General features: G+C 67.5%; 13 protein-coding genes. 8 read left to right on the top strand and 5 right to left on the bottom strand.

Annotated features, from left to right (window positions below; genetic code table 11):
- Positions 1-3: 3 nt before the first annotated feature.
- From ABIC90_RS16140 to ABIC90_RS16130, 3 genes are read right to left on the bottom strand one after another with little or no spacing between them, the layout of a single operon-like run.
- A complete protein-coding gene (locus ABIC90_RS16140) occupies positions 4-834 on the bottom strand; it encodes a BPSS1780 family membrane protein (protein WP_354355611.1) in 831 nt (276 codons plus the stop codon).
- Positions 835-844: 10 nt separating this feature from the next.
- Positions 845-1,894 (bottom strand): homoserine kinase, encoded by a 1,050-nt coding sequence (locus tag ABIC90_RS16135; RefSeq protein ID WP_354355609.1) that lies wholly within the window; start codon positions 1,892-1,894, stop codon positions 845-847.
- A 56-nt stretch (positions 1,895-1,950) separates the two neighbouring features.
- On the bottom strand, positions 1,951-2,316 hold the full coding sequence (locus ABIC90_RS16130) for a hypothetical protein (protein ID WP_354355607.1): 366 nt from the start codon (positions 2,314-2,316) through the stop codon (positions 1,951-1,953).
- 97 nt (positions 2,317-2,413) lie between these two features.
- On the opposite strand from ABIC90_RS16130, the gene polA reads away from it, so the two are divergent.
- From polA to ABIC90_RS16115, 3 genes are read left to right on the top strand one after another with little or no spacing between them, the layout of a single operon-like run.
- Positions 2,414-5,227, top strand: a complete 2,814-nt coding sequence (gene polA, locus ABIC90_RS16125; RefSeq protein WP_354355605.1) for a DNA polymerase I — start codon at positions 2,414-2,416, stop codon at positions 5,225-5,227.
- 49 nt (positions 5,228-5,276) lie between these two features.
- Positions 5,277-6,563, top strand: coding sequence for a M20/M25/M40 family metallo-hydrolase (locus ABIC90_RS16120; protein ID WP_354355603.1), 1,287 nt, complete (start codon positions 5,277-5,279; stop codon positions 6,561-6,563).
- 7 nt (positions 6,564-6,570) lie between these two features.
- Positions 6,571-7,473 (top strand): LysR family transcriptional regulator, encoded by a 903-nt coding sequence (locus ABIC90_RS16115; protein ID WP_354355601.1) that lies wholly within the window; start codon positions 6,571-6,573, stop codon positions 7,471-7,473.
- A gap of 10 nt (positions 7,474-7,483) precedes the next feature.
- On the opposite strand, the gene ABIC90_RS16110 is transcribed toward ABIC90_RS16115, so the two are convergent.
- Positions 7,484-8,698: a D-amino acid dehydrogenase gene (locus tag ABIC90_RS16110; protein WP_354355599.1), complete on the bottom strand. Its 1,215-nt coding sequence runs from the start codon at positions 8,696-8,698 to the stop codon at positions 7,484-7,486.
- 189 nt (positions 8,699-8,887) lie between these two features.
- Here ABIC90_RS16110 and ABIC90_RS16105 point away from each other — a divergent pair, with 189 nt between their 5' ends.
- The 5 genes from ABIC90_RS16105 to ABIC90_RS16085 all read left to right on the top strand — a co-directional run bounded on the left by ABIC90_RS16105 (position 8,888) and on the right by ABIC90_RS16085 (position 13,033).
- The gene (locus tag ABIC90_RS16105; RefSeq protein WP_354355597.1) at positions 8,888-9,778 is read left to right on the top strand and encodes a transporter substrate-binding domain-containing protein; all 891 of its coding nucleotides are present in this window, start codon (positions 8,888-8,890) and stop codon (positions 9,776-9,778) included.
- 112 nt (positions 9,779-9,890) lie between these two features.
- Entirely contained in the window at positions 9,891-10,628 is a 738-nt protein-coding gene (locus ABIC90_RS16100; RefSeq protein WP_354355595.1) for an aspartate/glutamate racemase family protein, read from the top strand.
- 161 nt (positions 10,629-10,789) lie between these two features.
- A complete protein-coding gene (locus ABIC90_RS16095) occupies positions 10,790-11,689 on the top strand; it encodes a dienelactone hydrolase family protein (RefSeq protein WP_354355593.1) in 900 nt (299 codons plus the stop codon).
- Positions 11,690-11,802: 113 nt separating this feature from the next.
- On the top strand, positions 11,803-12,684 hold the full coding sequence (locus ABIC90_RS16090; RefSeq protein WP_354355591.1) for a ZIP family metal transporter: 882 nt from the start codon (positions 11,803-11,805) through the stop codon (positions 12,682-12,684).
- Between the two features lie 136 nt (positions 12,685-12,820).
- Positions 12,821-13,033 (top strand): hypothetical protein, encoded by a 213-nt coding sequence (locus tag ABIC90_RS16085; RefSeq protein WP_354355589.1) that lies wholly within the window; start codon positions 12,821-12,823, stop codon positions 13,031-13,033.
- 1 nt (position 13,034) lies between these two features.
- Here the strand turns inward: ABIC90_RS16085 and ABIC90_RS16080 are convergent, their stop codons facing one another.
- The gene (locus ABIC90_RS16080) at positions 13,035-14,420 is read right to left on the bottom strand and encodes an amidase (protein ID WP_354355587.1); all 1,386 of its coding nucleotides are present in this window, start codon (positions 14,418-14,420) and stop codon (positions 13,035-13,037) included.
- Positions 14,421-14,463: the final 43 nt, after the last annotated feature.

The raw sequence follows: 14,463 nt of genomic DNA, 5'->3' as shown, positions 1-14,463 counted from the left end.
GGATCAGTTCGGATTGAAGCTGTCGCGGAAGGTGAACCAGGTCGAGCTCAGCGACATGGCTGCCAGCACCAGCGCGGTGCCGATCATCAGGATGTTGCCGACCGCCACGGCCGCGCCGCCGGCGCCCAGCGCGCCGACGCCCACCAGCACCGTGGCCACCAGGCCCATCGCGATGCCTGCCAGCAGCAACACGCCCAGCCATGCAAGGCCGAAGAGCGCATAGGCGCCGAAGTTGCGAAACAGCGCCACGATGCTGAAGAAGATGCTCTTCACCGGCTCCACGCGATGCCAGTGCACCAGCGCCGGTGCGTGCCACATCGCCAGCGACAGCGGCAGGTTGAGGAACATCAGCAGCAGGCGTGCCATCTGAAAGTCGCTGCTGGCCATGATTTCGGGCGTGATCGTTTCGTCGATCAGGTAGGCGCGCATGAGCTGGCCGCCGTCGACCAGCGCCGTGAGCATCACCGCGAGTACGAAGTACACCGCCGAGATCACGCCCAGCACCACCAGCGAGCGCCATTCGGTCCGCATTGCGGCGATCACCGCCACGAACATCGTGGAGCCCGCGGGCCGCTTGGCTTCTCCCTCGGGGCCCAGGACATCGGCGTTGTCGGTGAAGGCCACCGAGGTCGCGACCATCATGCCCAGCGTCATGAAGGGCAGCAGGATGGGAGCGATCAGGCTGCCGATCAGCGGCAGCACCGACGCCATCGAGATCAACGCCATCAGCAGAAAGAACAGCGAGATAAAGGCCAGCGGCTGCCGCCAGAAGGTCTTGAACCCGAGGCGGACCCACTCGACGCCGGTTCGCGCCGGCACGATATTGAGTTTCATGTGTTGCGGATCATGCGGCCATGAGCGGCTCCGAGGCCGGTGCCATGGCATGCGGGTGGGTGGAGCGCTCGCGCAGCACGCGCTCGAAGTGCGTGGGATCGTGGGGCTTGAGCATGCTGGCCTCGCGCGGCAGGTGGAAGTCCCAGAGGCGCGAGATCCAGAAGCGCAGCGCCGCGGCGCGCAGCATCGCGGGCAGCAGCGCGCGCTCGGCGGCGTTCAGCGGGCGCACGCTTTCGTAGGCCGAGAGCAGGGCGCCGGCGCGTTCGGCATCGTGTTCGCCCGTAGACAGGTCGATGGCCCAGTCGTTCAGGCACACCGAAAGGTCGAACAGCCAGGTGTCGGTGCCGGCGAAATAAAAGTCGAACACGCCGGTCAGGCGCGGCGCCGCGCCCGGTTCGTCGCCGGAGGCGAACATCACGTTGTCGCGGAACATGTCCGCATGCACCGGGCCGCGCGGCAGCGCCGCATAGGCCGACGATTCGGCGATGTGGTTCTGGTAGGCCAGCTCGGCGCGCAACAGCGCGGCCTGCGATTCGTCGATGTAGGGCAGCACCACCGGCACGGTGTCGTTCCACCAGGCCAGGCCGCGCAGGTTCGGCTGGATGCGCGGAAAGTCGCGCGCGCCGATGTGCATGCGCGCCAGCATCGCGCCCAGCTCGGCGCAATGGGCCGGCCCGGGGGCAAGTTCGCTGTGGCCCGAGAGCCGTTGCACCAGCGCCGCCGGCTTGCCGGCCACCCGGTGGAGCAGCTCGCAGGGCGCATTGGCGGCCAAGGTCAGCGCGTGGCCCTGGGGCGGCGCCATGGCCGGGTCGGCCACGGGCGCCGGCACCGGGAGGCCGCCGGCCGCCAGGTGCTTCATGAGGCAAAGGTAGTAGGGCAGCTGCTCGGCGCTCAGGCGCTCGAACAGGGTGAGCACGAACTCGCCGGACTCGGTGGTCGCGAAGTAGTTGGTGTTCTCGATGCCGCCCTCGATGCCGCGCAACTCGCGCAGCGCGCCCATGCCCAGGCGCTGGACGAGCGCGTCCGCCTCGCCGAACTCGACTTCGGTAAAAACTGCCATGGGGGTGCTCAGCGAAGAGCTGGAAATGCGGTGAACAGGAGCTGCGAAGGCACGGGTCAGAACTTCATCACGTTCCAGACGCGGGCGCCGTTGCCGGTGGCGTTCGAGTCGTTCGATCCGCGGGCCGTGCCGGCGTCGTTGGGCAGGACTTCGTAGCCCGGCATGTTCGACTTGGGCTTGACGTTGATGCTCTGGGTGCGGCCGCCGTAGCGGACTTCGTCGACCGAGGCACCACTGTCTTCCGTGTGGATGTGCTCCACCTTCTGGTTGCGCCGGCCGTCGGCCTGCTCCTGATTTTGTAGCGGTTCCGCGGGCGCCGGGATGGCGGCCGGCGCGGACTGCGCGTGCGCGGCGGCAAAGGGTGCGGCAAAGGCGAGCGCCAGCAGGATGCGGCGGGCAATCAGGAGTGTGGAGCTGGGCATCCGCGGATTGTAGGCTCGCACCCCGCTTCGGGGGCGTCGGTGCGCAGCGCGGCCGCTGTGGTGCCATGCGCCGCCCGGGGCACGGCAAAATGGCCCGATGACCGACAAGAAAACGCTGCTGCTCGTCGATGGCTCGAGCTACCTGTACCGGGCCTTCCACGCCATGCCCGACCTGCGCGCCGTGCCCGGCGACCCCAAGAGCCCGGCCACCGGCGCCATCCGCGGAATGATCAACATGATGACCGCGCTGCGCCGCGAGGTGCGCGCCGACTACGCGGCCTGCATCTTCGACGCCCCCGGCAAGACCTTTCGCGACGACTGGTATCCCGAATACAAGGCCAACCGTTCGCCGATGCCCGACGACCTGCGCAGCCAGATCGACCCCATCCACGAAGTGGTGAAGCTCTTGGGCTGGCCGGTGCTCAGCGTGCCCGACGTGGAGGCCGACGACGTGATCGGCACGCTCGCCAAGATCGCCGCCGCGCAGGGCATCGAGGTGATCGTCTCCAGCGGCGACAAGGACCTGAGCCAGCTGGTCGACGAGCACATCACCATCATCGACACGATGAACGGCAAGAAGCGCGACGTGGCGGGCGTGACGGCCGAGTTCGGCGTGCCGCCCAACCTGATGGTCGATTACCAGACGCTGGTGGGCGATTCGGTCGACAACGTGCCCGGCGTCGAAAAGGTCGGCCCCAAGACAGCCGCCAAGTGGCTGCTCGAATACGGCTCGCTCGATGCGCTGGTCGAGCGCGCCGCCGAAGTGAAGGGCGCCGCAGGCGAGAACCTGCGCAAGGCGCTCGACAAGCTGCCCCTGAGCCGGCGCTTGGTCACCATCCGCACCGACTGCGATCTCGAAGGCCACGTCACCGGCCTGCCCTCGCTCGAAGCCTTGCCGGTCAGCGCGCCGCAGACCGAGCAGCTCAAGCCCTTCTACGAGAAGTTCGGTTTCAAGAGCCTGGTGAAGTCGCTCGAAGCGCAGGCGGTGCCGCCCGAGCTGATCGAGGAAAACATCAAGAAGAAAACCGCCAAGTCCAACACCGACCAGGGCGGCCTGTTCGACGAGCCCTCGGACCTGAGCGCGCTCGATGCCGCCGCGCCCGCGAGCAACCTCAAGTACGACACCATCACCACCTGGGAACAGTTCGACACCTGGCTCGCGCGGCTCGAAGCCGCCGAGCTTGCGGCCGTGGACACCGAGACCACATCGCTCGACGAAATGGTCGCGCAGATCGTGGGCGTGAGCTTCAGCGTCGAGCCCGGCGAGGCCGCCTACATACCGCTCGCGCACAACTACCCCGATGCGCCCGCGCAATTGCCCATCGACGAGGTGCTTGCGAAGCTCAAGCCCTGGCTGGAGAACGGCGACAAGAAGAAGCTGGGCCAGCACATCAAGTACGACCGCCATGTGTTCGCCAACCACGGCATCGAGGTGCAGGGCTACGCCCACGACACCATGCTGCAGAGCTACGTGCTCGAAGTGCACAAGCCGCACGGGCTGGCATCGTTGGCCGAGCGCCACCTGGGCCGCAGCGGCATCTCGTACGAAGATCTGTGCGGCAAGGGCGCGCATCAGATCTCCTTCAGCCAGGTCGACATCGCCAAGGCCGCCGAATACTCCTGCGAAGACAGCGACCAGACGCTCGACGTGCACCGCACGCTGTGGCCCCAGCTCGAAGCCGACGAAAAACTTCGTTTCGTCTACCAGTTGGAGATGGATTCGAGCGAGGCGCTCTACCGCGTGGAGCGCAACGGCGTGCTGATCGACAGCCCGACGCTCGCCGCGCAGAGCCACGAACTGGGCACGCGCATCATGGCGCTGGAGCAGGAGGCCTACGAGATCGCGGGCCAGCCCTTCAACCTCGGTTCGCCCAAGCAGATCGGCGAGATCTTCTTCACCAAGCTGGGCTTGCCGGTGGTCAAGAAAACGCCGAGCGGCGCGCCCAGCACCGATGAAGAAGTGCTCGAAAAACTTGCTGAGGACTATCCCCTCCCGGCCAAGATCCTCGAGCACCGCGGCCTCTCGAAACTCAAGGGCACCTACACCGACAAGCTCGGCCAGCTGGCCAACCCGCGCACCGGCCGCGTCCACACACACTATGCGCAGGCCGTGGCCGTCACGGGCCGCCTGAGCAGCAACGACCCCAACCTGCAGAACATCCCGATCCGCACGCCCGAAGGCCGCCGCGTGCGCGAGGCCTTCGTGGCGCCCGCGGGCAGCGTGATCGCCAGCGCCGACTACTCGCAGATCGAGCTGCGCATCATGGCCCACATCAGCGGCGACGCGTCGTTGCTGCGCGCCTTCACAGAAGGCATCGACGTGCACCGCGCGACGGCCGCCGAAGTGTTCGGCTCCACGCCCGACCAGGTGTCGAGCGAGCAGCGCCGCTATGCGAAGGTCATCAACTTCGGGCTCATCTACGGCATGAGCAGCTTCGGCCTGGCGCGCAACCTGGGCATCGAGACCAAGGCCGCGGCCTCGTACATCGAGCGCTACTTTGCGCGCTACCCGGGCGTGAAGGCGTACATGGACGAGACCAAGGCGCTCGCCAAGGAGCAGGGCTATGTGGAGACCGTGTTCGGCCGGCGCCTGTACCTGCCCGAGATCAACTCGCCCAACGGTCCGCGCCGCGGCGGCGCCGAGCGCGCGGCCATCAATGCGCCCATGCAAGGCACGGCCGCCGACCTCATCAAGCTCAGCATGGTCAAGGTACAAAACGTGCTTGACGAAGAGAAGCGCGCCACCAAGATGATCATGCAGGTGCACGACGAACTGGTGTTCGAAGTGCCCGAGGCCGAAGTCGAATGGGTGCGCACCGAAATCCCGCGCCTGATGGCCGGCGTGGCCGACCTCAAGGTGCCGCTGCTGGCGGAGATCGGCATCGGTCCCAACTGGGACAAGGCGCATTGATCCGCCGCGCCATCGACAAAAGACAACGAACCGGAGAACAACCAGCCCCATGACACGCAATCCCCGCCAATTCCTGCTCGCCGCCGTCTGCGCTGCCTTTCTGGGCACCGCCTTCGCCGCCCCCGATGCCGGCATCGCCGCGCTCGCCGCGAAAGAAAAACCTGCGCTGCTCGACACGCTGAAAGAACTGGTCTCCATCGAATCGGGCAGCCGCGACCTCGAAGGGCTGGAAAAAATCTCCGACCTCATCGCCGCGAAGTTCAAGGCGCTGGGCGGCGAGGTCGAGCTGATCGATCCGAGCGCCGAGGCCTACCGCATGGAAGACACGCCCGAGAAAGTCGGCCGCGTGGTGCGCGCCACCTTCAAGGGCACGGGCACGAAGAAGATCATGCTCATCGCGCACATGGACACGGTCTACACCATCGGCATGCTCAACAAGCAGCCCTTCCGCATCGACGGCGACAAGGCCTACGGCCTGGGCATCTCCGACGACAAGCAGGGCGTGGCCGTCATCACGCACACGGTGGCCATGCTGCAGGCGATGAAGTTCAAGGAATACGGCACGCTCACCGTGCTGATCAACGGCGACGAAGAGATCAGCTCACCCGGTTCGCGCGCGCTCCTCACGCGCCTCGGCGGCGAGCACGATGCGGTGATGTCCTTCGAGGGCGCCTCCATCAAGGACGACAAGCTCTCGCTGGCCACCGCGGGCATCGCCTCGGTCACGCTGAACGTTACCGGCAAGGCTTCGCATGCGGGCTCGGCGCCGGAGCTGGGCGTGAACGCGCTGTACGAGCTCTCGCACCAGATCCTGCAGATGCGCGACCTCTCCGACCCGGCGACGGGTTTGAAGATGAACTGGACCATCTCCAAGTCGGGCAGCAACCGCAACGTGATTCCGGCATCGGCCACCGCAGGCGCCGACGTGCGCGTGCTCAAGGTGGCCGACTACGACCGCATCGAGCAGCAGGTCAACGAGCGCGTGAAGAAGCAGCTGATTCCCGAAGCCAAGGTCGAGCTCAAGTTCGAGCGCCGCCGTCCGCCGCTCGAAGCCACTGCCGCCTCGGTCGCGTTCGCCAAGCATGCGCAGGCCATTTACAAGGACGAGCTCGGCCGTCCGCTGGGCGCCGACGACAAGGCCGCCGGCGGCGGCACCGATGCCGCCTTTGCCTCGCTCAAGACCAAGGCGCCCGTGGTGGAGCGCTTCGGCCTGCAGGGCTTTGGCGCGCACTCGGCCGACGCCGAATACGTGCTGCTCGATTCCATCGAGCCGCGCCTGTACCTGGCCACGCGCATGGTGATGGACATCGCCCGGGGCAAGACCGGCGCCAACTGATACGGCCATGCGGCTGCGCCACATCGAGGTCTTCAACGCGATCATGCTCACCGGCAGCGTGAGCGCGGCGGCGCGGCTCATCAACATCACGCAGCCGGCGGTGAGCCGCACCTTGCAGCATGCCGAGCTGCAACTGGGCTTTCCGCTGTTCCAGCGCGCCAAGGGGCGGCTCACGCCGACCACCGAGGCGCTCACGCTGTACCCGCACATCGAGCGCCTGTTCGCGCAGCTGGACGAGGTGCAGCGGCTCGCGTCCAACCTCAAGGCCGGCAGCGACACGGGCGAGCTGCGCATCCTGAGCGTGCTCGCGCTGAGCTACGAGATATTGCCGCGCGCGCTCAAGGCCTTTCGCGAAAAGCATCCGGGCTATGCGATTTCGGTCGAGTCGCTGCACTCGCCGCAGATCATGTCGGCGCTGCTGCTGCAGGAGGCCGACGTGGGCTTCGCTTTCAGCCCCGTGGTGCACCCGTCGCTCACGCAGGAGACGCTGGCCGACAGCCGCATGGTGTGCATCGCGCCCAAGGGCATGTTGCCGCGCGCGCTGGTGCGCAACGGCTCGGTGGCGCTGCACGACCTGGTCGACCGCCCGGTGATCGGCCTCGACAGCCGCGACCCCGTCGGCACCAGCCTCAGCCAGGCCTGCCGGCAGGCCGGCGTCGGTTTCCAGCAGGCGGTGGTGACGGTGCAGACCTACCACGCGGCGCTGGCCATGGCGCACCACGGCCTGGGCGTGGCGCTGGTCGACGGCTGCACCGCGCTGTCGGCGGACCGCGAAAAGGTCGACGTGCTCATGCTGGAGCCGCACATCCCGGTGCCGGTGCGCGCGCTGCGCTTCGCGGGCAGGCCCGATTCGGTGGCGGTGCGCGGCATCACGCGGTGCATGCAGCAGGCGATTCAGGAAGCGCTTTAGCCGCTCGCGCTCAGGCGGCTTGCAGCGCCTGCCCGATCTTCAGCGCCGAGCCGAAAGCCAGCGTGAAACCCAGCGCGCCGTGTCCGGTGTTGAACAGCATGTTCGACGGCGCACTCGCAAGGCGCCCGATGATCGGCAGGCCCGTGGGGGTGGCGGGCCGCATGCCGGTCCACGGGTGCAGCTCTTCGAGCCGGCTCGCGTGCGGGAAGAGGGCGCGCGTGGCGGCTGCGAGGGTCTCGATGCGGGTGGCCGGAATGCGCGCGTCGTGCCCTACCAGCTCGGCCATGCCCGCCACCCGCAGGCGCGAGCCGATGCGCGCGAACACCACCTTGCGCGCGCTGTCGGTCACGTTCACGCGGGGCGCCGCGCCGGGCGAAGGGTCGACCTCCACCGTGATGCTGTAGCCCTTGAGCGGATACACCGGCAGGTAGGCACCCAGTGCGCGGCCGAGCTTGTGCGAGGCCGAGCCCAGCGCCATCACGAAGGCATCGGCCTCGATGTCGCCCTCACTGGTTTTCACTGCCGCGATACGCCCCCCGGTGCGCGCAAAGCCGTGCACGTCGGTGCCCAGCAGAAAGCGCACCCCGCGCGCCTGCAGTGCGCGCATCAGCTCGGCGCACACCTTGAGGCAATCGGCTGCGCACTCGCTCGGCGTGTGCACCGCGCCGGCCATCTGGCCGCGGTAGCCCGCAAGCGCGGGTTCGATGGCGATGCACTCGTCGGGCGTGACCACGCGCTGCTCGCTGCCCATCGTGCGCTGAAGCTCGACCTGCGCACGCGCTCCTTCGAGGGAGGCAGGGCTCGCATAGAGCACCAGCTTGCCGGTGGCGGAGAAGTCGCAGTCGGGGGCGATGTCGGCCTGCATCGCCTCGAACTCGGTGCGGCTCGATGCGGCCAGCGCCAGCAGCTTTGCGGTGGTTTCGCGCGAGGTCGCGGCGTTGCAGGCGGCAAGAAACCCCAGACCCCAGCGCCATTGCAGCGGGTCCAGCTGCGGGCGCAGCTTGAGCGGCGAGGTGGGCGAGAGCAGCAGCTTGGGCAACTGCCGCCAGATCGACGCATCGGCCAGCGGCTGCACGTACGAGTAGCTCAGTTGCGCGCCGTTGCCGCCGCTCGCGCCGGCCCCCGGCGTCGCACGGTCGACAACAGTGACCTGATGGCCCCGGCGTTCGAGCTGCCAGGCGGTGGCCAGGCCCACGATGCCGGCACCGAGCACACACACATGCATGAAGACAACTTTCCGGGAGTGAAGACAAGAGACGGCTTGACTGTAGAGGCGCCCCGCGCCGCCCGGAAATGCCAAAAGAACCCCCGCCCATAACCTTTGGGCATGACCCCGGGGTTAATTGGAATTGTCCGGGCGTGTCACTCCTTCTTACACTGGCCTTCTGTTCAATCCAACCGAATGAAGGCTCGAATGAAACTCTCCGTCTTGATGGCATCCATGGCTGCCGCGGTGCTCTTCACCGCCACCGGCGCGCAAGCTGCCGACACGCTCGCCAAGATCGCCGAGTCCGGCAAGATCACGCTCGCCTACCGCGAATCGTCGGTGCCCTTCAGCTACCTGGACGGCCCCAACAAGCCGATCGGGTTCTCGGTGGAGCTCTCCAACGCCGTGGTCGAAGCGGTGAAGAAGAAGCTGAACAAGCCCAACCTGCAGGTTTCGCTGATGGCGGTCACCTCGCAGAACCGCATTCCGTTGATCACCAACGGCACCGTCGACCTGGAGTGCGGCTCCACCACCAACAACAGCGCGCGCGGCAAGGATGTGGCCTTTGCGGTCAATCACTTCTATACCGGCACGCGCCTCTTGGCGAAGAAGTCTTCCAAGATCAAGGACTACGCCGACCTCGCCAAGAAGACCGTGGCCAGCACCACCGGCACCACCAACGCGCTGGTCATGCGCAAGTACAACGCCGACAAGAACCTGGGCATGGACATCGTGCTCGGCAAGGACCACGCCGATGCGTTCCTGCTGGTCGAGAGCGACCGCGCCGTGGCCTTTGCCATGGACGACATCCTGCTGTTCGGCCTGATCGCCAACGCCAAGACGCCCGCCGACTACGAAGTGGTGGGCGAGGCGCTGCAGGTCGAGCCCTACGCCTGCATGCTGCCCAAGGACGACCCGGCCTTCAAGAAGCTGGTGGACGACACCTTCATCGGCATGATGAAGAGCGGCGAGTTCGAGAAGCTCTACACCAAGTGGTTCATGCAGCCGATCCCGCCGAAGAACGTGCCGCTGAACCTGCCGATGAGCGATCAGCTGAAGGAAAACCTGAAAGCCTTCAGCGACAAACCCGCCACTTGAGCTCGCCCCCAGGCTGCGCGCACTTCGTGTCGCTGCGCCAACCCCCTACCGGGGGCAATACCAGCGGCCCGGCAAAGCCGGTTCCGCGGTATTCCTGAAACAGAGAAAGACCATGGCTTCGACGAACGTAGTTGGCATCTTGGGGGGCATGGGCCCCGCGGCGGGCGCCGACTTCGTCCGGCTCTTCGTGCAGGCGTGTGCGCAGCAGATGCAGGCACGCGGCGAGCCGGTGCGCGACCAGTCCTTTCCCGAACACTGGCTCGCGCAGGTGCCGGTGCCCGACCGCACCGGCGCGCTGGCCTCGCAAGCGAACGGCGCGCACCAGCCGCTGGAGCCGATGCTGCAGGCGCTGGGCCGGCTGGCCGCGCTGGGCAGCCGGGCCGTGGCCATTGCCTGCAACACCGCGCATGCCTGGCATGCCAGCCTGCAGGAGCGCTTTCCGCAGGTCGAACTGCTGCACATGGCCCGCGAGACCGCGCGGCAGCTGGCCGCGCAGGGCGCGACCGAGGTGGCGCTCATGGCCACTGAGGGCACCTACCGCGTGCGTCTTTACGAACAGGCGCTGGCCGAAGCGGGCCTGGGCTGCCATGTGCCGCTGGCCGACGAGCGCCAGACCATCATGCGAGGCATCTTCGACGGCGTGAAGGCCGGCAACATGCCGCTCGCGCAGCAGTGCTTTTCCGAGGTCGCGCTGCGGCTCGCCGAGCGGCACGGCCCGGTCACCATCATCATGGGCTGCACCGAGGTGCCGCTGGGCCTGCAGGGCTCGGCCGCGGTGGCGGGCCTGGACCTGGTCGACCCCGCGCAGGTGCTGGCGGCCGCATTGGCGCGCCGGGCCTACGGGACATAAGCGGCGCCGTCGGCGCAAGCGGTCGGTGCAAAGGCGCAGGCCTCGACCCCACTGAATTCCCGGTCATCGAAGCAGGGCGCCGATTTCGCCTACATTGCGGCGTGCGTTTTCCGCGCAGCACCCCTTCGACCTTTGTCCGATGAATCAACTGGAGCCTTCACATGCCCGCACTCGACGACAGCCGTTCCGAATTCGATTCGCTCCGCCCCGGCGAGAGCACCGAGCAGGGTGCCACGCGCCGCACCGCGCTCAAGGCCGCCATCGGTGTGGGCTACGCCGCCGCGGTGATGCCAGTGGCGGCACAGACCGCCATCGTCACCCCGGCCGACGGCCTGAAGGCCGGCCCCATCAAGTACACCGTCAACGGTTTCGAGGTGCCCGCATATGCGGCGGCACCGGCCGGCAAGACCGGCCTGCCTGTGATCCTGGTGGTCCAGGAGATCTTCGGCGTGCACGAATACATCGCCGACACCTGCCGCCGCTTCGCCAAGCTGGGCTACATGGCCATTGCCCCCGAGCTCTATGCGCGCCAGGGCGACCCGCGCGGCTACACCGACATTCCCAAGCTGCAGGCCGACATCGTCACCAAGGTGCCCGATGCGCAGGTCATGGCCGACCTGGACGGCGCGCTGGCCTATGCCAAGGCCAACGGCGGCGACACCAGCAAGGCCGGCATCACCGGCTTTTGCTGGGGTGGGCGCATCACCTGGCTTTATGCGGCCACCGGCAAGGTCAAGGCCGGTGTCGCCTGGTACGGCCGGCTGGTCGGCCAGGCCAGCGACCTGACCCCCAGGCACCCCGTCGACGTGGCCGCCAGCCTGCAGGCGCCGGTGCTCGGTCTCTACGGCGGAAAAGACCAGGGGATCCCCCTTGACACGGTTGATAAGATGAAAGCTGCTCTGGCCACGGGAACCCCGGCGGCCAAGGCATCGAGCTTCGTCGTGTATCCCGAAGCAGGCCATGCGTTCCATGCCGACTACCGTCCCAGCTACCTCAAGAGCGCAGCAGACGACGGATGGCAGCGCGCTACCGCCTGGTTCAAAGCCAATGGTGTCGCCTGACGACGGCGCCTTGTAGCCATTCCCGCCGAAGGCCGTCCTGTGTGACGGCCTTTTCCTTTTTATGAACGGTATGCGGCCCTGAATGGCCGCTCTCCTCTCTTGCGCAAGCAGCTATGAATTTGATAGTCATCATCGCGGCGACCCTGGTCGCCGGCATCGGAAGTGTCTGGTTGGCCGCGTTGCTGCTGCGTGTGGGCGTGCGCAACGGCTCGGGCGGGGTCAATCCGCAGCATCTGCTGAGCCTGGCCGCCGGCGCGCTGCTGGCCACGGCCTTCATGCACCTCTTGCCCGAGGCCTTCGAAAGCCGCATCGAACCCGCGGTGCTGTTCGCGGTGCTGCTGTTCGGCCTGGTGTTCTTCTTTCTGCTCGACAAGGCCGAGTTGTGGCACCACGGGCACGAGCATCACCATGGCGATGCGCACGATCACCACGATGACCACGGGCACGCCCATGGCCATGCGCACAGCCACGCACCCAAGGGCGGCGGCAGCTGGGCCGTGCTCACCGGCGACAGCGTGCATTGCTTCGGCGACGGCATCCTGATCGCTTCGGCTTTCATCGCCGACATTCGCCTGGGCCTGGTGGCCGCCCTTGCAGTGCTCGCCCATGAGGTGCCGCATCACATCGGCGACCTCGTCGTGCTGCGCCAGAGCTCGGCCAACCCGCGCACCGCGCTCATCAAGGTTTCGCTGGCCGGCACCATGACCATGCTCGGCGGTATCGCGGGCTGGTGGCTGGTCGACCAGCTGCACGGCTGGCTGCCTTACTTCCTGGTGTTGGCCGGCAGCAGTTTTGTGTATGTGGCGCTGGCCGACCTGATTCCCCAACTGCAAAAACGTTTGCCCGCCCGCCAGACCGCCGCGCAGATTGCGTGGCTGGTCGCGGGCATCGTGCTGGTCACGCTGGTGAGCCGCCTCGCACACGGCGAACACGGGCATGACCATGGCCACGACGACCCCGGCCACGGCGAACACGGCCACGTCCACAAGGACTGACCACCACACGAGCGGCGGCAGCAGCGGCGGCGGGGCGAGAAACTTTCAGACACCGACGCTGGCCATCGAATGAACCGGACCGGGCCAAACAGGCGCACCATAGGGGGCCGTTCAGCATTCAGCCCAGGAGCCGATCATGAATCACGTCGACGCCACCGTGCGTTCCGCCGCGCCATCCGATGAAGAAGACGACAACACGCCGGCCGACGATTTCGAGGAAACCGACAGCGACGTGACCGACGACCTGTCGGAAGAAACCGGCATCGATCTCACCGATGCCAGCGACCTCGATGCGGACAACGTGCCGGCCGATGAGGAGTTCGACCGGGTGGTCAACGCGCCGGACTGAGTCAGGCAGGTTCCGGCCAGGCCGCCTGTGCAGGCCGCACGGACTCGTAGAACCGCGCCGCCTGCAACACCCCCAGATCGTCGAAGCGCCTGCCTGCAATCTGAAGGCCGATGGGCAGGCCGTTCTTGGCGTAGCCGCAGTTGATGGACGCCGCCGGCTGCTCGGAGTGATTGAAGACCGAGGTGAAGTGCGAGTCCTTCAGCGGATTTTCGGAGCCGCTGTTGATGGCCTCCGCGGCAAAGGGCAGCACGGGCGATACCGGCGACAGCACGAAATCGTACGGCTGCGTGGCGGCCACCGTGGCGGCACGCAGCGCCTGCATCCGCGTGAAGGCGCGGAAGGTGTCTTCCGGCGTCAGCGAGCCAGCGTAGGCGGCCGCGTCGTGGATGTAGGCCGCCGCCAGCTGCGCACGTTCCGGCGGCATGCCGGCCAGGTCCACCCGGCAGCGCATGGTGAAGAAATGCGCCATGCCCATGCGCATCTCCGTGGTGCTCCAGTCGGCCACCGGCTCGACGATGGCACCGGCCTGCTCGAACAGGCGCGCCGCGGCCAGCACCGCCTCTTTCACTTCGGCGTCGATGGGCCATCCGCCGGCCGGCTCGGTCCACAGGCCGATGCGCAGGCCCTTCATGCTGCGCTCCAGGTGCTGCCAGGCGATATCGCTCGGCGGCAGGCTCATGTGGTCGCGTGCGTCGGGCCGTGAGACCACCTGCATCAGCAGCGCGGCGTCGGCCACCGTGCGCGTCATCGGGCCGATCACGCGGGCGGCGGCGGGCGGATCGACCGGAATGCGGCCGTGGCTGGGCTTGAGCCCGAAGACGCCGCAGAAGCTCGCGGGAATGCGCACCGAGCCGCCGATGTCGGTGCCCAGGTGAAGCGGGCCGTAGCCCGCAGCGGCGGCCGCGCCGGCGCCGGAGCTCGAGCCGCCGGTGTTCCTGTCGAGGTTCCACGGATTGCGGGTGAGCGCGTGAAAGCTCGATGGCGCAGCCCCCAGGAAGCCGAAGTCGGGCATCGTGGTCTTGGTGACGATGACGGCGCCCGCTTCGCGCAGCCGGGCGGCGGCCGGCGCGTCCGAGGCCGCCGGCGCGAGCACCGTGGCGGCGCTGCCCACCGGCACCGGCGTGCCGCGCGTGGCGATGTTTTCCTTGAGCGTCACCGGCACGCCGTCCAGGTCGCCCTGCGGCGCGCCCTGCGCCCAGCGGGCTTCGGAGGCGCGGGCCGCGGCCAGCGCGGCTTCGGCATCCAGCGCATAGGTGGCGTGGATCGATGGCTCCCAGCGCTCGATGCGCGCGAGCACCGATTGCGTCACTTCCACGGGCGAGAGCGCGCGGTCGCGGTAGTGCGCCAGCAACTGGGTGGCGCTGAGTTCGTACAAGGGTGTGTTCATGTCCTGTTGTCTCTTGGTGGTGGATGGATGAATGAATGGATGG

This window comes from Variovorax boronicumulans (assembly GCF_040544675.1).
Classification (GTDB): Bacteria; Pseudomonadota; Gammaproteobacteria; order Burkholderiales; family Burkholderiaceae_C; genus Variovorax; species Variovorax boronicumulans_D.
Note: the sequence above shows the minus strand (reverse complement) of the source record. Positions and strands in the feature narration are given on the sequence as shown.